The sequence below is a fragment of the Mesorhizobium maamorense genome, assembly GCF_044998965.1.
Lineage (GTDB): Bacteria > Pseudomonadota > Alphaproteobacteria > Rhizobiales > Rhizobiaceae > Mesorhizobium.
This window is the reverse complement of record NZ_CP173356.1, coordinates 2,564,518-2,582,091: the sequence shown is the minus strand read 5'-3', so window position 1 is coordinate 2,582,091 and position 17,574 is coordinate 2,564,518. Positions and strand designations below refer to the sequence as shown.

The window sequence follows — 17,574 nt, the reverse complement described above, 5'->3', positions numbered from 1 at the left end:
CCGCAGATGAGGCGTCTTGCGCGCTTTTTCGTCTTGATGGCGATGGCCGTCCTTGCCGGCTGCGGCAAGCCGGATTTTTCCGATGCCGAGAAGAAGACCATCGCCTCGCTGGCGCTGTCGAGGCTGCCGGCCCTGAAACCCGACACCACCAACCGGTTCGCCGATGTCCCGGCCGCCGCTGCCCTTGGCTCGACGCTGTTCTTCGACGCCAGCATGAGCCGCGACGGCACGGTGTCCTGCTCGACCTGCCACAAGATCGACCGGCAGTTTCAGGACGGCCTGCCGCAGGCGGTTGGCGTCGGCCGCACGAACCGGCGTACCATGCCGCTCGCCGGCATCGCGCGCGATCCCTGGTTTTTCTGGGACGGACGGCGCGACAGCCTGTGGGCGCAGGCGCTCACGCCGCTGGAGAACCCGCTGGAGCAGGCGGGAAACCGTGCCGCCTATGCGCATTACATCAAGGCGCGCTTCGGCGACCGCTACGAGCGCATCTTCGGCCCGCTGCCCGATCTGTCCGACATACCAGCCAATGCCAGTCCGCTCGGCAGCGATGCCGAGAAGGCTGCATGGCGCGCCATGAGCGACCAGCAGCGTGACGCGATAAACCGGGTGTTCGCCAACATCGGCAAGGCAATCGCTGCCTTCGAACGCTCGATCGAGCCGCCGCAGACCCGCTTCGACCGGTTCGCGCTGGACCTGGCGACCGGCGCCGAGCCGAAAGGCGACGCCGCCTTCTCCCGGGAGGAAATCCTCGGCCTGAAACTGTTCATCGGCAAGGCCAAATGCGTGACCTGCCACAACGGGCCGCGCTTCACCGACAATGGGTTCCACAACACCGGCGTGCCGCCGGTCAAGGGCCTGCCGCCGGATCGCGGCCGCGTCGATGCGGTAGGCCAAGTTCAGGCCGACCCGTTCAACTGTTTCGGCGCCTACCGTGATGGCGATGTCGACGCCTGCGGCGAATTGCGGTTCATGGTCAAGGATACGCCGGAATTGGTGCGCGCCTACAAGACGCCTTCGCTGCGCGGCGCGGCCACGCGGCCGCCCTACATGCACGCCGGTCAGTTCGCGTCGCTCGACGAAGTGGTGGCGCATTACGCGAAGGCAGCCCCCAGCATTGAGGGTACATCCGAAATTCATCCGCTTGAGCTGTCGGACCGCGAGCTCGCGGCGCTGGTGGCGTTTTTGAATACCTTGGCGGAATGAACTATCGATCCTTCACAGTCTCCATCGCCACGAAGGTCGAGGTCTGGGCGACATGGGGCAAGGCGGAGATGCGTTCGCCGAGCACGCGGCGGTAGGCGGCGATGTCCCGGGTCCGCACCTTCAAAAGGTAGTCGAAGCTCGACGCCATCATGTGGCACTGCTCGATCTCGGGCACGGCCTGTACGGCACGGTTGAAGGCATCGAGTGCGGCCGAACGGGTGTCGGACAGTTTCACCTGGACGAAGGCGACATGGCCTTCGCCCATGCGCTCGCGGTCGATAATCGCCTGGTAGCCCCTGATATAGCCGTCCTTCTCCAGCCGCTTCACCCGCGCCTGCACCGGCGTCTTGGACAGGCCGACCTTGGCGGCGAGCTCCGACATGGAAAGCCTGCCGTTGCTTGCCAGCGCCGACAGGATGTTCCTGTCGATGCGGTCCAATTGGTCTTCTGTCATCGAAAATTCAGCCTGTTTCGGTGATTTATAGTAGTATGATAGATCGATCGTACTGCAATGTCGATTTCTTCAGACCGCCTGAAAATCGGCACTTGTGCTAGCTTGCGCCATTCGGTCCGGCAGCCGCCGGCCCGCTCCCTTGTGCTTGCCCGTAGGACTCGCCATGCCAGCGCTCGACGCCATCCGCCAGCAAATCCGCGCCAACTATCTGCCCGACGAGGATCAGGCCGTGAAGCGGCTGGCCGAGGCGAGCGGCCTCTCGGCGGAGGATCGCCGGGCGATTTCGGCTCGTGCCGCCGATCTGGTGCGGGCGGTGCGCGGCTCGTCCGATCCACGGCTGATGGAGGTTTTCCTCTCCGCCTATGGCCTTTCCACCAAGGAGGGCGTGGCGCTGATGTGCCTGGCCGAAGCACTGCTGCGCGTGCCCGATACCGAGACGATGGACGACCTGATCGCCGACAAGATCGCGCCGCACGACTGGTCGGCGCATTCGGGCGGCTCGAGCTCCATCTTCGTCAATGCATCGACGTGGGCGCTGATGCTGACCGGCCGCGTGCTCGATGAAGGCGAGGGCGGCATCGAAGGCACGCTGCGCGCCATGGTGCGCCGGCTCGGCGAGCCCGTCATCCGCAAGGCGGTGGCGGCGGCGATGCGCGAGATGGGCGAGCAGTTCGTGCTCGGCCGCACCATCGCCGAAGCGGTGAAGCGCGGCCGGCCGATGACGCAGAAGGGTTATCTCTATTCCTTCGACATGCTGGGCGAGGCAGCCCGCACCGAGGCCGATGCGCTGCGTTACCACAAGGCCTACGCCGACGCCATCTCGTCACTCGATGCCGGTTCAAACGGGCCTGATATCCGCCACAACCACGGCATCTCGGTGAAGCTCTCGGCGCTGCATCCGCGCTACGAGGAAGCGCAGAAGGAAGAGATGCTGCCTGTCATGGCCGAGCGGCTCCTTTCGCTGGCGCTCGCGGCGCGCCATTCGCGCATGGGCCTCAATATCGATGCCGAGGAGGCCGATCGCCTCGACCTCTCGCTCGACGTCATCGAGCGCGTGCTTGCCGAGCCGGAGCTTGCAGGCTGGAACGGCTTTGGCGTCGTCGTCCAGGCCTATGGTCCGCGCGCTGCCTTCGTCATCGACTGGCTCTATGCGCTTGCCACGAAATACGATCGCACCATCATGGTGCGGCTGGTCAAGGGTGCCTATTGGGATACCGAGATCAAGCGGGCGCAGACGCTGGGGCTCGCCGGCTACCCCGTCTTCACCCGCAAGGTCAACACCGACGTTTCTTATCTCGCTTGCGCGAGAAAGCTTTTGTCGATGACCGATCGCATCTATCCGCAATTCGCCACCCACAATGCCCACACTGTCGCCGCCATCCTGTCGATGACGAAGAACCGTGAGAGCTTCGAGTTCCAGCGCCTGCACGGGATGGGCGAGGCGTTGCACGAGACGGTGCGTAAGGCCGAAGGCACGCGCTGCCGCATCTACGCGCCTGTCGGCGCGCATTCCGACCTGCTCGCCTATCTGGTGCGCCGGCTGCTGGAGAACGGCGCCAATTCATCTTTCGTCCACCAACTCACCGACGAGGATGTCGAGCCCGAAGACATCGCGCGCGACCCGCTAGAAGCGGTCGAGAGCCAAGGCCCCGCCGCCAATCCCGCGATCCCCCGGCCTGCCGTCATCTTCGGTGCAAGCCGCCGCAACTCGAAAGGGTTCGACATCACCGATCCGGTGACGTTGGCAGCGATCGACAAGGAGAGGACAGCCTTCGCGGGCCCTAACCGCTGGCACGCCAAGCCGATCACGCGCGCGGCCGGCTATGGCGAGCAACGCCCGGTCGTCAATCCCGCCAGGCCTTCGGAAGTGGTGGGCATGGTCAGCGAAGCCACCGCCAAGCAGGCGGCAACCGCCGTGCGCATCGCCGTCGAAGCGCAGCCAGCCTGGGCAAAGCGTCCGGTTGCCGAGCGCGTGGCCATCCTCAATCGCGCCGCCGATCTCTACGAGGCCAATGCCGTCGAATTCTTCGCGCTGGCCACCCGCGAGGCCGGCAAATCGCTGGCCGACGGCGTCGCCGAAGTGCGCGAAGCGGTGGATTTCCTGCGCTATTACGCGGCCGAGGCGGCCAATGCCGAAGTGGGCACCGAGGCGCGCGGCGTCATTGTCTGCATCTCGCCGTGGAATTTCCCCCTCGCCATCTTCACGGGCCAGATCGCCGCGGCGCTCGTCACCGGCAATTCGGTAATTGCAAAGCCCGCCGAACAGACGCCGCTGATCGCTTTCCGAGCCGTCGAAATGCTGCGCGAGGCCGGCGTGCCGGAAGACGTCATCCAGCTTCTGCCGGGCGATGGCCCCTCGGTCGGCGGGCCACTGACATCAGATCCGCGCATTGCCGGCCTCTGCTTCACCGGCTCGACCGAGGTCGCCAAGCTGATCGAGAAGCAACTGGCCGAGACAGCCGCGCCCGATGCCATGCTGATCGCCGAGACGGGCGGGCTGAATGCCATGATCGTCGATTCCACCGCGCTGCCCGAGCAGGCGGTGCGCGATATCCTCGCCTCCGCCTTCCAGAGTGCGGGCCAGCGCTGTTCGGCGCTGCGCATCCTCTATGTGCAGAAGGATGTCGAGAAGAAGATGCTGGAGATGCTGAAGGGCGCCATGGAGGCGCTCAAGGTCGGCGATCCCTGGGCCATCTCGACGGATGTCGGTCCCGTCATCGACGACGAGGCGCAGGGTTCGATCCGCGATTACTGCACGACGATGGGTTTGCAGGGACGGCTGATCGCCAAGCTCGAAGCACCCAGGGATGGCCGCTTCGTCGCGCCGCATGTGTTTCGGGTCAAGGGTATCGAGGAGATGGAGCGCGAAGTGTTCGGGCCGGTGCTCCATGTCGCCAGTTTCGACGCCGATGAGATTGACGCGGTGATCGCCGCCATCAACCGCAAGGGCTACGGCCTGACGTTCGGTCTGCACACCCGCATCGAGGGTCGCGTGCAGCATTTCGTCGACGGCATCCATGCCGGCAACATCTATGTCAACCGCAACCAGATCGGCGCGGTCGTCGGCTCGCAGCCGTTCGGCGGCGAGGGGCTGTCCGGCACCGGGCCCAAAGCCGGCGGACCGCATTATCTCCGGCGCTTTCGCAAGGGACCGGAGGCAGGCGCGCCTGTTGGCGACGGCCACAAGGTGACGGCGACCGAACTCGCCGACAATCTGCCCGATCCCGCGCTTGGCGGCTGGTCGACGCGGCCGGACCGCATCGCCATCCTGCGCAAGCATTTGCGCGGCAAAGGTGCTGCGGCGATCGGAGCAGCCGCCGGTATCGAATTCGGCCAGGTCGACCTGCCCGGGCCGACCGGCGAGGCCAATACACTGTCATTGGCGCCGCGCGGCCGGGTGCTGTGCTTGGGACCGGACGGCGACACGCTGCTTGCGCAGACGATCCAGGCGCTCGCCGCCGGCAACGCGGTGCTGGCGGTGGCGCCAGGCGCGCCGGCGGCGCTTTCGGCGCTGACCGGCAAGGGCCTGCCGCTGGCGGCGATCGACGGCCGCCCCGATCCGGTTGAGGCGCGTTCGTTACGCGTCGACGTCGTCGCGTTCTCGGGGACGCCGGAGGCGGCGCGCATCGTGCGCAAGGTGATCGCCGAACGCTCAGGGCCGATCGTGCCGCTGGTCAGCGAAGTGCTCAACCCCGCGGCCTATGCGCATGAGCGGGCCGTCTGCGTCGACACGACCGCGGCGGGCGGCAATGCCAGCCTGCTTGCTGCCGCTTAAGGACGCCTTTCCGGCGGGCGAGGTCGTTTCAGGCGCCCTCGACGACCGAAAAACCCTCGAACTGGGGATGGCCGAGATAGTGGACCTTCGTCGTGCCGACATTCCTGTGGGCCGCGCGAAAATTCTCCGACTTGGTCCAGGCGACGAAATCGTCGTGGCTTGCCCAGACCGTGTGTGAGGCAAACAGCGTATAGCCTTCGGTCTCGTTGACTGGGCCGCGCAGCAGATGGAACTCCCGGAAGCCCTTCATTTCCGCAAGGCTGGAATCACGGTTTTTCCACACGGCCTCGAAATCGGCTTCCGAGCCGTTCTGCACCTTGAAGCGGTTCATGGCGATGTACATGGAGTTCCTTTCGATTTCCTGGACTTAGACGGGTGGTGCCGCAGGATGCCGCGTGCGGCCCCACGCCGTGCTCAGACCCCGAAGGCGATGCCGGTCTTGGCATCTGTCTTGAGTTTTCGCATGCAGGTGTTCGGCTCGACGCCGGTGCCGACGCATTCGGTCGCGCTGTTGATCAGCACGCGGCTGACCTTGGCGCAGTTGGTGCCAGCGAGATCGAAGCGCGTCACCTTGGTCTTGCCGGCCGGCAGGTCCTTGAAGTCGAGCACGGTCAGGCGGTCGACGACGCCGGCGTCGTTGAACAGCGCGATCTCGAACGCCGCCCTGGAAAGGTCGGCGCCGAGATTGTTGGTGACCACGAAGGTCAGGCGGCAGCCCTTTTCAGACGGTTGCGCGCCATTGAGTTCGAGGGAGAGAGCAGGCGCCGGCGCGGACTCTTGTGCCCACGCCGGAACCGCTGCAAGCGACATCGCCAGCGCCGAGGTCAGCAGACGAAGGGATGCCGTCAAGTTCGTCATCATCATCCTCCAAATCGCATCGTTGCCGCCAGCTTCAGCGTTATGCCCGGTTCATAGACCGTGACCGTGGTGCTGCCGTTCAACGGATTGGCGTATTTGACATCGAACAGATTGTCGGCGCGGAAATCAACCTTCAGATTGTCGGTCGCCTGGTAGCTGGCGAAAGCGTTGACCAGCGTATAGTCCTCGGCGATCGGGTTACCCTTGGGCTTGCCATTGTACTGCACCTCGCCGCCGACAGTGAGTTTGTCCTCGAGGAAGCGCAGGCCGAGCTGCACGGTGACCTGCGCGGACGGTATCGTGGCAAGGTCCGCCCGATCGCCTTCGTAGGATATGGTGTGACCATTGATGATGGCGGCGGAAAGTCCGGCGTAGCCCCATGCTGCATCATAAACGCCTTCGATCTCGAGGCCGTTGATCTTTGCCTTGGCGAAGTTCTGGTACTGGAAGCAGATCGGAATGCCCGGCCCGAAGGGGCAGCCGCTGGTCGGATCGAAGGCCGACAGCGTAACGCCGTCAATATAATCGTCGACGTCGTTGTTGAAATAGGCTGCCTTCAGCCGAAACGCGTCGCCGGATTCCAGAATGTCGTTCTGCTTGTAATTGACACCGAATTCGACGGTCTTGCCGGTTTCGGGCTTTAAATTGGGATTGGGCAGGAACGGGAAGCTGACACCCGCCGGATGGTTGCCGCTGATCAGGGTTTCGGTCAGCGAAGGCGACCGGTAGCCCTCCGCGTAGGTGCCGTAGAATTGCAGGCCGGCAAGGCCGGCGCTTTCGAAAGGCGAGACGCCGACGGTGACGCGCGGCGACAGGCGGTCGCCCGACGTTTCGTGCGTGTCGTCCTCGAGGCTGTAATTGTCATAGCGCAGCCCGGCAATGACTTCGAGCCAATCCCAGCTGAGCTTGTCCTGGACGTAGGCGCCAGAAACGTTGCGCTTGCCGGAAGGCGTGTAGAAGCTGTCGCCGCCTGCCGTGCCGCCAGTCTCGACGTCGTCATTCACCCAGTCGCCGCCATAGGTCAGTTCATGCGCGAGGCCGCCTGTCTCGAATCGCGACGTGTTCCAGATGTCGATGGCGGCTGTGCCGACATCGAAGGTCGACGTCGAACCTGCCGGCAACATCACGGGAAGGCCGGTGACGGGATCGAAGCGGCGCTGCGGAACAAGGCCGGTCAGGTCGAGATTGGTCTTGTTGTAGGAGGTGTTGACGTGGAGGTCGAGCCAGCTCCTGTCTTCGTCCGTGACATTGTAGCGAGCCGTGAAGGTGTTCGATTTCAGGTCGACGTCATTGACCGGCATGCCGCCGCTGATCTCGTTCCAGCCGTCGCTCGAACCGACCCAGCCGAGCTTCAGTTCGCTATTGTCGCTCGGGCGGATCGTGGTCTTTAGCAATCCGCTCAGCACGTCGAAGCCGGTGCCCTTGACGGTGTCGCCGTCGCCATCCTTGTAGTCGTCATAATTGCGGTAGACGATATTGCCCAGCGCATCCAAATTGTCGTTAAAGCGATAGGCGCCGGATGCGCTGGTGGTCCAGCCCTTGCCGTTGCTCTCGTAGCGTCCGGTGACGGAACCAGCCCATGTCTCGTCCGGCTTGAGGATGTCCTGGGCGTCCTTGGTGTCGAAGAAGACCACGCCGCCTATCGCGCCCGAACCATAGGTGTTGGCGACCGGACCACGGATGACGTCGACGGATTTGATAAGCTCGGGGTCGACGTAGAAGGTCGATTGGGTGCCATGGTCGGAACGCTGGAAGTTCTGCCGCGCGCCGTCGACGATGATCGCGACGCGGCCGAAATCCTGCAGGCCGCGGATATTGACGCTGGTGCTGACGCGCCTGGCATCGGCCTGCGCCGCGACGCCGGGCACGCCGAACAGCATTTCGTTCGGCGTCGTCGCCATGCGGCGGTCGAGCTGTTTCTGGTCGACATGGCTGGCCGAGGCCAGCGATTGGATGGCCGTTTCTCCGGTGCGGCTAATGACCAGAACCTTGTCGAGCAGTGTTGCGCCCGCTGGCGCCGGCTTTTCCTGCTCAGCCTGCTTCGATTGATCGGCCTGCTCTCCCGCCGCCTGTGCTGATTGCTGAGCGTTGGCAGGTGGCACGAACAAGGCAATCGCCGCCACGCCCGCCAGCAAAGCCGCTGCACCGTTCGGCCCCGACCAGCCGCGCCGTTCCCAAATCGCTAACCCCATGTGCCCCAACTCCAAAGTTTCCAGGTTCGATGCGGGCTGGCCTGGGGCTGGCTGGCATTTGTGATCGTATTCGCGTCTTAAATCTTGACTAATTTTATCCGGTATTGCACTGACTAGTAAACATGATTATTCAAGTCAAGAATGAATCGGATTACGCAAAACGCCTAGCCAGACGCCCGGCACAGGAAAGGGACCGATCCACATGAACACGCACAATCCCAACGACTTCCGCTATCGCATCCGCCGTTCCGACGATGCCTCCGCCCACTTCGACGGCGTTCCGCTGGCGGTGCGGACGCTGTCGAGCAACACGCTGTTCCAAGGTGAGCACGAGATCGGCATCGAGCATCACGGCGCGCTCTACCGGCTCAAGATCACCCGTCAGGGCAAGCTCATCCTCAACAAGTAAGCGTAAGGCAGCAGGACAATGGACCAGCGCGTAAAACCCACCCCGCACCAAATCCGGCGGGCGCGGACGGATAATCCGAAAACGCGCGAGCGCGATCTGGCCGCACAGCTTGGCATTTCGGAGGCTGAGTTGGTGGCCGCGCATTGCGGCGACGGTGTCGTTCGCGTCGAGCCACGCGTCAACGATCTTCTGACCGGCCTCGAAGCCGTCGGCGAGGTGATGGCGCTCACCCGCAACGAAAGCGCCGTGCATGAAAAGATCGGCGCCTACGACAAGGTCGTCACCGGCAATCACAATGCCATGGTGCTGGGCGAGAACATCGACCTGCGAATTTTCCCGAAAATATGGGCGCACGGCTTTGCCGTGGAAAAACGCGACGGCGACGACATCCGCCGCAGCCTGCAATTCTTCGACGCGGCGGGCGAGGCGGTGCACAAGGTGCGTCTGCGGCCGGGGTCAAACCTCTATGCCTATCAGAGACTGGTCGCTTCGCTGGAATCGTCGAACCAGGAGCCACTGGTCGCCATTTCGGGGCCAGCCGCCGAGAACGAAGGCGAGGCGGTGACAACGACCGCGAATCTCGACGATCTGCGCGATCGCTGGAGCCGGCTGACCGACGTGCATCAGTTCTTCGGCATGCTGAAGACGTTGAAGCTCAGCCGCCGCCAGGCGGTCCGCATGGTGGGCCAGGACTATGCATGGCTGCTCGACAATGATGCGGTGAGAGCCATGTTCAATCATGCCGCCGCGGGCGAGATGCCGATTATGTGCTTTGTGGGAAACCGCGGCTGTATCCAAATCCATTCAGGTCCGGTCAAGTCGATCAAGCCAATGGGGCCATGGATCAATGTGCTGGACGAGACCTTCCATCTGCACCTGCGCACCGACCACATTCATGAGGTCTGGGCCGTGCGCAAGCCGACCAGGGACGACCATGTCACGTCGCTGGAGGTCTACGACGCCGGCGGCAACATGATCATCCAGTTCTTCGGCAAGCGCCATGAAGGAGAGGGTGAGCGCGACGACTGGCGCTTCCTGGCCGAAAACCTGCCGCGCATTCCAAGCCCGACCGCAGCCTGAGGAAACGATGATGGGTCTTCTCACCGGATTGACGGCTGCGCGCGGATCGATGCTTGGCCCCATGCTCGGCTTTTCCCTTGCTTTCGGCGCGCTACAGCCGGCCGACGCCGGCGACGGTGTCTCCGTCTTCGCCGATCCCACAAGGATCGCGTCCATCGGCGGCTCGATCACCGAGATCGTCTATGCGCTCGGCGAGGAAAAGCATCTTGTGGCGCGCGATTCCACCAGCCGCTATCCGAAAGCCGCTCTCGACCTGCCGGATGTCGGCTACATGCGCCAGCTGTCACCGGAGGGTGTGCTGTCGGTCAACCCTTCGGGCATGCTGGCGCTGCACGGTAGCGGCCCCAAGGAGGCGCTCGATGTGCTGAAGAAGACGAGCATCCCCTTCATCGAAGTGCCTGACCGGTACGACCGTGAAGGCATCCTCGAAAAGGTCCGCGTGATCGGCAAGGCGCTCGGCGCCGACGCCAAGGCCGAAGCGCTGGCCAGGGAGATCGATGCCAAGCTGCAGGCGGCGGAAAAGCAGACGGCCTCGATCGAGGAGCGCAAGCGCGTTCTGTTCGTGCTGTCGATGCAGGGCGGCAAGATCATGGCGGCCGGCAGCGATACCGCTGCCAACGGCATCATCAAGCTGGCCGGCGGCGTCAACGCGATCGAAGGCTTCTCGGGCTACAAGCAACTGTCCGACGAGGCTGTCGTCACCGCCAGGCCGGACGCGATCCTGATGATGAGCAATGCCGGGCCGCCGGTATCGGACGATGAACTGTTCGGCAATGTGTCGATCGCCTCGACGCCGGCCGGAACCGCGCGCAAGCTGATCCGCATCGACGGCGGCTATCTGCTCGGCTTCGACCACGCACGGCCGACGCCGTCCACGACCTCGCCGCCGCGCTCTATGGCACGCAGATTACGGACTGAGCGGCATGGTCGACCAGTCGATCGCCAGGCCGGCGGAGAGGAAGATGGCCAGCGCCGGTGACCGTTCCGGGCGCGCCCGTCTGGTCATCGCGCTCGCCTGCGTCATGCTTGCGGCAGCGGTATTGCTGTCGCTGACCTCCGGCGCCTCGGATGCCTCCGCCGTCAAGGTCGTCGGCGACTGGCTGTTCGGCGCAGCGCCTGGCGACGTGGCGATGAGCGCGCGAGATCGCCTCATCGTCTATGACATAAGGCTGCCGCGCGTCGTGCTCGGCGTGCTGATCGGGGCCGCCCTCGCGGTGTCCGGCGCGGTCATGCAGGGGCTGTTCCGCAATCCGCTTGCCGACCCCGGCCTTATCGGTGTTTCGGCGGGCTCCAGCCTCGGCGCGGCGGCCGTCATCGTGCTCGGCACGACCGTGCTGTCGCCGGTGACCGCCTCGTTCGGCGCGCTGACCCTTCCTCTGGCGGCCTTCGGCGGTGGTTTGTCGGTGACGTTGCTGCTCTACAAGGTCGCGACGCGGCAGGGCCGCACATCCGTCGCCACCATGCTGCTTGCCGGCCTGGCGCTGGCCGCACTTGCCATGGCGCTGACCGGTATCCTGATCTTCATGGCCGACGACCGGCAACTGCGCGACCTGACCTTCTGGCAACTCGGCTCGCTGGCCGGTGCGACATGGCAGAAGATCGGCTCTGTCGGCCCGGTCATCGTGCTTTCGCTGGCGGCGATGCCGTTCCTGGCTCGCGGCCTTAATGCGCTGGCGCTGGGCGAGGCGACCGCCGGCCATCTCGGCATCCCGGTGCAGCGGCTTAAGTACACGGCCATCGTCGGCGTCTCGGCGGCGGTCGGCGCCTCCGTCGCCGTCAGCGGCGGCATCGGTTTCATCGGCATCGTGGTGCCGCATCTGCTGCGCCTGCTGATCGGCCCCGACAATCGCTATCTGCTGCCGGGCTCGGCGCTGCTCGGCGCCTCGCTGCTGCTTTTGGCGGACGCGGTCGCGCGCACCATCGTGGCGCCCGCCGAACTGCCGATCGGCATCGTCACGGCGATCGCCGGAGCGCCGTTCTTCCTCTGGATCCTGCTGCGCAAGCGCGGCGTCATCGACCTGTAGGGGTGTTTCATTATCGAAGCGCGCGATGTTTCGGTGGCGATCGGCAGGAAAGGCATTGTCGCCGGCGTCGATTTCGAGGTCAGGCCGGGTGAGATTTCGGCCATTGTCGGCCCCAATGGGTCGGGCAAGACGACCTTCCTCAAGGCGCTGTCGGGGGAACTCGCGCATACCGGCCGGATTGCCATCAACGGCCGCGAGCTCTCGACGATAACGCCAGTCGAGGCGGCGACGCTGCGCGCGGTGCTGCCGCAGGCGACGACCTTGTCGTTTCCCTTTACTGTGCGCGAGATTGTCAGGCTCGGCCTTGTCGGAGGCCGCTCAGGTGTGCTGCCGGGCGAGGACGAACGCCTGCCGGAACGGGCGCTGGCGCGTGTCGACCTCGACGGTTTCGCCGGCCGCTTCTATCAGGAGCTTTCCGGCGGCGAGCAGCAGCGCGTTCAACTCGCCCGCGTGCTGTGCCAGGTCTGGGCGCCGGTGCTCGACGGCAAGCCGCGCTATCTGTTCCTGGACGAGCCGGTGTCCAGCCTCGACATCAAGCACCAGCTGATCATCATGAACATTGCCCGCGACTTCGCCAGAACGGGCGGCGGCGTGGTTGCCATCCTGCACGACCTCAACCTGACGGCGATGTATGCCGACCGGATTTTCGTCATGCACCGCGGCCGGCTTGCCGCCGCCGGTTCGCCGCAGGATGTGCTGAGCGACGATCTGATCGAAAGGGTATTCGGTTGCCGCTTAAGGGTTGGAGTCCTGCCAGCCGGCAATATGCCGTTCGTGCTGCCTCAATCAGCGGCCTAGATTCTGGCAGCGGCCTAGATTCTGGACGTTCGCCGCAGGTCCAGCCTGCGGTAAACCGGATCAGGCCGCCGGTGCGCGGCGCTCCAGCAGGTCAATGCCGAGCAGGTTGCGCACGTTCGGACGCGCCGCCACGAGATCGGCGATCGTATAGCGGGCAAGGACCGCGAAGAAGGCGTTGAGCGCCTCGCGCAACGCGGAATTCAGCGCGCAACTGTCGACCAGAGGGCATTCCGCGGCGTCGTTCTCGAAGCACTCGGCCATGGCGAAGCTTTCCTCCGTCACGCGCACGACGTCGAACAGGTTGATCGATTCCGCGGCACGGCCAAGCCTGACGCCGCCATTGCGGCCACGCACCGTCTCGACAAGGCCATTCTCGACCAGTGGCTGGAGGATCTTGAACAGGAAAAGCTCCGACACCGAATAGGCGGCGGCGATCTCGGGGATGCGGCTCAGCCGATCGGTATTGGCCGCGCAATACATCAGGATGCGCATGGCGTAATTGGTCTGGCGGGTAAGTCGCATCTTGTCCTCACAAAGCGCCGGCGAGCTGCGATCACGCCAGATTTTGAACTTTGCTGGTGCGGCTTTGCTCCGAGCTTTCGGATCTCGCCACACTGGCCTCGGCGGAATATGGCCTATACCTTGGAATAATTCCAGACTAGCTTCGCCTAATAGCTGAATATTCCCGTCAACTTTGTGTGCGCAAGGCGGCAAGACGCGGGCCGAATCGGCTGTCACGCGCATTTTCTCGGGCGAAACACCAGAGCGGTCCAGTGATTGGCAGAATGGCCGACCGCCCTAACTCTTTGTTTTCACGCAATTCCCTGGGGAAAGCGCCAGGCGCTTTTCCAGAGAACAGCGTTACACACCTTTCCTGGAATGCTCTAAATAGATCAGAGATCGACGAGGAGCGGCTCTGACATGTCACAATCAGCCACGGCCCTGGCTTCCGGCGGATACGATGCCGACGCGCATGCCAAGCTTACAATGCTGCGGCGGACCAAATTCGTCGCCACGGCGGCACTTGCGCTTTGCGTCGCCGTGTTCGCCCTGGCCAAGTCCTTCGAGAGCACCTATCCCTGGCTCGGCTTCGTCGCCGCCTTTGCCGAGGCGGCCACCATTGGCGGCCTGGCCGACTGGTATGCGGTGGTCGCGCTGTTCAAGCGGCCTCTCGGTCTGCCGATCCCGCACACCGCGATCATCCCCGAGAACCAGAACCGTATCGCCGATAATCTCGGCCGTTTCATCGAAGCCAATTTCCTTGCCCCCGAGCCGGTGCGCGAAAAGTTGGCCGAGGTCGATTTCTCGGCACTCGTCGCCGACTGGCTGGCCGATTCCGAACGTGCCGCGGGCCTGTCGCGTTTCGTCGTGCGGTTGGTTCCGCAGACGCTTGCCGCCGTCGAGCAATCGGGGCTGCGCGGCTTCGTCACCAGCCGGATGCTGGAGCAGATCGAAAAAGTGCCGCTATCGCCGTTGGCGGCCGAATTGCTCTCGGCCCTGACCGACGATCGCCGTCACCAGAGGCTGTTCGATGAATTCATCAAGGTGATCGGCCGATTCCTCAACGATGAACAGGCGCTGACGACCATGCGCGAAAAGATCCGCGAGGAACTGCCGTCGCTGTTCAACCTGTTCAGGGCCGACGCCTATCTCCTGAAGAAGATCGTTGCCTCGGCCGGTTCGCTGCTCGACGAGATGAGAGCCGATCCCGACCACCCGATGCGCACCGAATTCGACCGTTTCGCGCAAGCCTTCGTCGAGCGGTTGAGAACGTCGAAGCAGTATGCAAGGCGCGCCGAGAAGCTGAAGCGCGATTTCCTCGCCAGGCCGGAAGTCAAGGCGCTGGCCGGCGACATGTGGGAAAGCCTCAGGCTGTTCATCGAGCAGGATGCCAAGGCGCCGCGATCGATCATCCGCGCGCATCTTGCCAACATGTTCGTCGAGGTCGGCCGGCATCTGGCCGGAGACGCCAAGATCAGGGCCGACATGAACCAGGGATTCGTGGTGGCGCTGTCCTCTTTCGTCGAGAGCCAGAAGAGCGGCGTATCGAAATTCATCGCCGACCAGGTCAAGCGCTGGGACCTGGCGCAGCTGACGCGGCTGATCGAGATGAATATCGGCCGGGACCTGCAATATATCCGCTTCAACGGCATGATCATCGGCGGTCTGGCCGGCATCGTGCTTTACACCGCGGAGCGGCTGTTTCTCGTCAATTGACGGGCGCACGCCATGCCCTATTCTCATGGGCGGGGCATCAGCAGTCGCGGCAACAGGGGAGCAGATGAGCATGGCCAAACAACCGGATTCCGATTCCTTCACGGACATGTTCGGCCGGTTCGGCCGCGATCTGAAACTGCCCAATGTCGATGTCGAGGCAATCCTCGCGCACCACCGCAAGAACCTTGAAGCGCTGGAGAAATCGGCGCGGGCAAGTGCCGCCGGCGCGTCGTCGCTGTTCTCCAGGCAACGCGAGATGCTGCAGGACACACTGCGCGAAATTGCCGACATGACGCAAGGCTACAGAGCGCCCGGCACGCCGCAGGACCTGATGGCCAAGCAGACTGAGTTCGCCAGGAAATCCTTCGAGACCACGCTGAAGAATGCCAGCGAAGTGGCCGAACTGGTCAGGAAATCCGGCACCGAATCGGTCGACATCCTGCGCATGCGCATCAAGGAGGCGATGGAGGAAATCCGCGCCGGCTACGAGAAGAAGTAGCTTGCGTGACAAAGACCGGTTGCCTGCCAACCCTGCGCCAGGCGTAGGTTTGTTCGGATGCTCTTTCATCGGCCGCCATGCTTTTACACCATGGGTACCCTCAAATGCCAAGGCCGGGCGAACACGGCTTGACGTAGGACCATGCCAGGATTCGCGTCGGTCCCGGCGGAACGGAATCATGCAGGGCGAATTGACAGAGGCCGCCGGTTCGTGGTCCGGAAGCGTTGGAAGCCATCGGGAAAACAGGAATGACCGAAATACGGCCTAAGACGCCGCCGACCTACGAGCAGTTGAGGACGATGTCCGGGCAGGAGCTTGGCGTCTCGGAATGGACGACAGTCGACCAGAACCGTATCAACCAGTTCGCCGAATGCACCGGCGACCATCAATGGATCCATGTCGACCCCGAACGGGCGCGGCGGCAAAGCCCGTTCCGCACGACGATCGCACATGGCTATCTGACGCTGTCGATCATCGGCGCGCTGGCGCTCGGCATGGGAATCGTGCCCGAGAACACGCAGGCCGCCTTCAACTACGGCTTCGACAAGGTGCGGTTCCTGGCGCCGGTCAAGGTGGGCGCACGCATCCGGTTGCGCACCACGCTGCTGTCCATGGAGGACAGGGGGCCGGGCCAATACCTGATGAAGGCCGCCAACACCGTCGAGATCGAGGGCGAGGAAAAGCCGGCGTTGACGGCCGAAACGCTGGTCATGCTTTATGAGCGCCGCAAGCGGGCAGGGGCCTGAGCGGCATTCGCCCAAGCCCCTGAATTGATCTTCGTCAGGCATTCTCCGCCCGCCGGCTCGGCAAAAGGCTGAGCGCGCACAGCGTCATTGCCGCAAAAACAGCGGCATAGAAGACCAACGGCCATGCGGTGTCGCCACCCAGCAGGAGGACGAAGAACGTGCCGGCGATGCCGACGATCAGGCTCTGGGCGCAGAAATAGAGCGCCACGGCGGTTCCCGCGACATCGGAGAACGCCTCGAGTGCGCCATTGGCCGTGACCGAGGCGGCAAAAACTATGCCCACCGCCATCACCCACATCGGCAGGATGAAAGTCGCGAAGGAGGGCGCGGCGGACAACTGCCCGATGGCCAGCATTGCGGCGCCGAAAAGCAACATCGCCATGCCGCGCGCCAGGCTGCCCGCAATGCCCCAGCGGCCGATGAAGGTTTTGGCGAAGCGGGTGGTTGCGATCATCACCAATGCCGCGGTGGCAAAGGCGAAGCTGAAGCCGATCTGCGAGAAGCCGGCGCCATCGATCAGAACCCGGGGCGCCGTCGAAAAGAACACGAAGAACGTGCCCATCGCCGCAGCGAATCCGAGCGTGTAGGTCCAGAAGGCGAAGCTGCCCAGGATCGACCGGAATGCGGCGTGCGGCCGGTTACCATTCGACGGCTTCGTCTCATGCCATCGCAGCCACGCCTGGAGCGTAGCCAGCATGGCCAGAACGGCGAGCGTGATGAAGATCGCGCGCCAGCCGAAGCTGTCGGCGATCAAGGCGCCAGCGATCGGCCCCAATGCCGGCACGAAGGCCAGCATCGAGCTGAACAGGCCGTAGATCACCGTGCCTTCGGGCCGCTGCGCGTAAACGTCACGGACCGTGGCAAAGGTCGCGACCAGAACAGCCGATGCGCCGATGGCTTGCAAGACGCGCAGGGCAACAAAGGCTGTCGCCGACGACGTGTCGGCCAGCAGAAACGAAGCACTTGCAAACAGCAGCCCGCCACCGATCACTACTGGACGCCGGCCGATCCGGTCGGAAATCGGCCCGAACACGACCTGGCCGAAGCCAAGCGTGACCATATAGAGGCTGAGCGTCAGCTGGACAACATCAGGGGTTGTGCCAAGAGCTGCCGGCATTGCCGGAACCACCGGCAGATAGATGTCCATGGCTAGCGAGGCAAGAATGTCGAAAGGCGCCATCAGCAGCAGCGCCGACGACAAGGAGTAGGCCCATATCGGGCGTTTTGGATAAGACATGATCGAGGATCCGCACAAATGGTGAGATTTGGCGGCGACCTGCCGGTGATTCAGGATGGAAAAATGACGGGGCAGATGG

General features: G+C 63.9%; 15 protein-coding genes and 1 pseudogene. 10 read left to right on the top strand and 6 right to left on the bottom strand.

Translation table 11 applies throughout. From position 1 onward, the window contains the following. The first annotated feature begins 6 nt into the window (after positions 1 to 6). Complete coding sequence (locus tag ACIU1A_RS13230; RefSeq protein WP_404927474.1) at positions 7 to 1,206, top strand: cytochrome-c peroxidase; 1,200 nt, start codon at positions 7 to 9, stop codon at positions 1,204 to 1,206. A 1-nt stretch (position 1,207) separates the two neighbouring features. On the opposite strand, the gene ACIU1A_RS13225 is transcribed toward ACIU1A_RS13230, so the two are convergent. Further along, positions 1,208 to 1,660 (bottom strand): Lrp/AsnC family transcriptional regulator, encoded by a 453-nt coding sequence (locus ACIU1A_RS13225; RefSeq protein WP_404927473.1) that lies wholly within the window; start codon positions 1,658 to 1,660, stop codon positions 1,208 to 1,210. 163 nt (positions 1,661 to 1,823) lie between these two features. On the opposite strand from ACIU1A_RS13225, the gene putA reads away from it, so the two are divergent. Then, positions 1,824 to 5,435, top strand: a complete 3,612-nt coding sequence (gene putA, locus ACIU1A_RS13220) for a bifunctional proline dehydrogenase/L-glutamate gamma-semialdehyde dehydrogenase PutA (RefSeq protein WP_404927472.1) — start codon at positions 1,824 to 1,826, stop codon at positions 5,433 to 5,435. A gap of 28 nt (positions 5,436 to 5,463) precedes the next feature. Here the strand turns inward: putA and ACIU1A_RS13215 are convergent, their stop codons facing one another. The 3 genes from ACIU1A_RS13215 to ACIU1A_RS13205 form a co-directional block, all read right to left on the bottom strand. Further along, the gene (locus ACIU1A_RS13215) at positions 5,464 to 5,778 is read right to left on the bottom strand and encodes an antibiotic biosynthesis monooxygenase (protein WP_023763446.1); all 315 of its coding nucleotides are present in this window, start codon (positions 5,776 to 5,778) and stop codon (positions 5,464 to 5,466) included. 71 nt (positions 5,779 to 5,849) lie between these two features. Beyond that, positions 5,850 to 6,293, bottom strand: coding sequence for a hypothetical protein (locus tag ACIU1A_RS13210; protein WP_140495707.1), 444 nt, complete (start codon positions 6,291 to 6,293; stop codon positions 5,850 to 5,852). Between the two features lie 2 nt (positions 6,294 to 6,295). Further along, positions 6,296 to 8,485: a TonB-dependent hemoglobin/transferrin/lactoferrin family receptor gene (locus tag ACIU1A_RS13205; RefSeq protein WP_404927471.1), complete on the bottom strand. Its 2,190-nt coding sequence runs from the start codon at positions 8,483 to 8,485 to the stop codon at positions 6,296 to 6,298. 202 nt (positions 8,486 to 8,687) lie between these two features. Here ACIU1A_RS13205 and hemP point away from each other — a divergent pair, with 202 nt between their 5' ends. The 5 genes and pseudogenes from hemP (at position 8,688) to ACIU1A_RS13180 (ending at position 12,796) form a co-directional block, all read left to right on the top strand. Beyond that, positions 8,688 to 8,894 carry a hemin uptake protein HemP gene (gene hemP, locus ACIU1A_RS13200; protein WP_404927470.1) on the top strand — a complete coding sequence of 69 codons (207 nt, stop codon included), beginning with the start codon at positions 8,688 to 8,690 and terminating at the stop codon, positions 8,892 to 8,894. 18 nt (positions 8,895 to 8,912) lie between these two features. After that, a complete protein-coding gene (locus tag ACIU1A_RS13195) occupies positions 8,913 to 9,974 on the top strand; it encodes a hemin-degrading factor (RefSeq protein ID WP_404927469.1) in 1,062 nt (353 codons plus the stop codon). 10 nt (positions 9,975 to 9,984) lie between these two features. Further along, positions 9,985 to 10,892 (top strand): annotated as a pseudogene (locus ACIU1A_RS13190) (hemin ABC transporter substrate-binding protein). Positions 10,893 to 10,897: 5 nt separating this feature from the next. After that, positions 10,898 to 11,998, top strand: coding sequence for a FecCD family ABC transporter permease (locus tag ACIU1A_RS13185; protein ID WP_404927468.1), 1,101 nt, complete (start codon positions 10,898 to 10,900; stop codon positions 11,996 to 11,998). A 9-nt stretch (positions 11,999 to 12,007) separates the two neighbouring features. After that, positions 12,008 to 12,796, top strand: coding sequence for a heme ABC transporter ATP-binding protein (locus tag ACIU1A_RS13180; RefSeq protein ID WP_404927913.1), 789 nt, complete (start codon positions 12,008 to 12,010; stop codon positions 12,794 to 12,796). 60 nt (positions 12,797 to 12,856) lie between these two features. Here ACIU1A_RS13180 and rirA read toward each other — a convergent pair whose 3' ends face one another. Beyond that, the gene (gene rirA / locus ACIU1A_RS13175; RefSeq protein WP_140495713.1) at positions 12,857 to 13,318 is read right to left on the bottom strand and encodes an iron-responsive transcriptional regulator RirA; all 462 of its coding nucleotides are present in this window, start codon (positions 13,316 to 13,318) and stop codon (positions 12,857 to 12,859) included. A 399-nt stretch (positions 13,319 to 13,717) separates the two neighbouring features. Here rirA and ACIU1A_RS13170 point away from each other — a divergent pair, with 399 nt between their 5' ends. The 3 genes from ACIU1A_RS13170 (at position 13,718) to ACIU1A_RS13160 (ending at position 16,258) form a co-directional block, all read left to right on the top strand. Beyond that, entirely contained in the window at positions 13,718 to 15,013 is a 1,296-nt protein-coding gene (locus tag ACIU1A_RS13170; protein ID WP_404927467.1) for a DUF445 domain-containing protein, read from the top strand. Positions 15,014 to 15,083: 70 nt separating this feature from the next. Then, positions 15,084 to 15,512 carry a phasin family protein gene (locus ACIU1A_RS13165; RefSeq protein WP_140495715.1) on the top strand — a complete coding sequence of 143 codons (429 nt, stop codon included), beginning with the start codon at positions 15,084 to 15,086 and terminating at the stop codon, positions 15,510 to 15,512. A gap of 248 nt (positions 15,513 to 15,760) precedes the next feature. After that, the gene (locus ACIU1A_RS13160; protein WP_140495716.1) at positions 15,761 to 16,258 is read left to right on the top strand and encodes a MaoC family dehydratase; all 498 of its coding nucleotides are present in this window, start codon (positions 15,761 to 15,763) and stop codon (positions 16,256 to 16,258) included. A gap of 34 nt (positions 16,259 to 16,292) precedes the next feature. Here the strand turns inward: ACIU1A_RS13160 and cml are convergent, their stop codons facing one another. After that, positions 16,293 to 17,495, bottom strand: a complete 1,203-nt coding sequence (gene cml / locus ACIU1A_RS13155) for a CmlA/FloR family chloramphenicol efflux MFS transporter (protein WP_404927466.1) — start codon at positions 17,493 to 17,495, stop codon at positions 16,293 to 16,295. Between the last annotated feature and the right edge of the window lie 79 nt (positions 17,496 to 17,574).

Bases quoted from the DNA above. Each gene is read 5' to 3' on its own strand.
- ACIU1A_RS13195 (WP_404927469.1), top strand. From the start codon at position 8,913: ATGGACCAGCGCGTAAAACCCACCCCGCACCAAATCCGGCGGGCGCGG.
- hemP (WP_404927470.1), top strand. From the start codon at position 8,688: ATGAACACGCACAATCCCAACGACTTCCGCTATCGCATCCGCCGTTCC.
- rirA (WP_140495713.1), bottom strand. From the start codon at position 13,318: ATGCGACTTACCCGCCAGACCAATTACGCCATGCGCATCCTGATGTAT.
- ACIU1A_RS13165 (WP_140495715.1), top strand. From the start codon at position 15,084: ATGGCCAAACAACCGGATTCCGATTCCTTCACGGACATGTTCGGCCGG.
- ACIU1A_RS13170 (WP_404927467.1), top strand. From the start codon at position 13,718: ATGTCACAATCAGCCACGGCCCTGGCTTCCGGCGGATACGATGCCGAC.
- cml (WP_404927466.1), bottom strand. From the start codon at position 17,495: ATGTCTTATCCAAAACGCCCGATATGGGCCTACTCCTTGTCGTCGGCG.
- ACIU1A_RS13210 (WP_140495707.1), bottom strand. From the start codon at position 6,293: ATGACGAACTTGACGGCATCCCTTCGTCTGCTGACCTCGGCGCTGGCG.
- ACIU1A_RS13160 (WP_140495716.1), top strand. From the start codon at position 15,761: ATGACCGAAATACGGCCTAAGACGCCGCCGACCTACGAGCAGTTGAGG.
- ACIU1A_RS13230 (WP_404927474.1), top strand. From the start codon at position 7: ATGAGGCGTCTTGCGCGCTTTTTCGTCTTGATGGCGATGGCCGTCCTT.
- ACIU1A_RS13205 (WP_404927471.1), bottom strand. From the start codon at position 8,485: ATGGGGTTAGCGATTTGGGAACGGCGCGGCTGGTCGGGGCCGAACGGT.
- ACIU1A_RS13225 (WP_404927473.1), bottom strand. From the start codon at position 1,660: ATGACAGAAGACCAATTGGACCGCATCGACAGGAACATCCTGTCGGCG.
- ACIU1A_RS13185 (WP_404927468.1), top strand. From the start codon at position 10,898: ATGGTCGACCAGTCGATCGCCAGGCCGGCGGAGAGGAAGATGGCCAGC.
- ACIU1A_RS13215 (WP_023763446.1), bottom strand. From the start codon at position 5,778: ATGTACATCGCCATGAACCGCTTCAAGGTGCAGAACGGCTCGGAAGCC.
- putA (WP_404927472.1), top strand. From the start codon at position 1,824: ATGCCAGCGCTCGACGCCATCCGCCAGCAAATCCGCGCCAACTATCTG.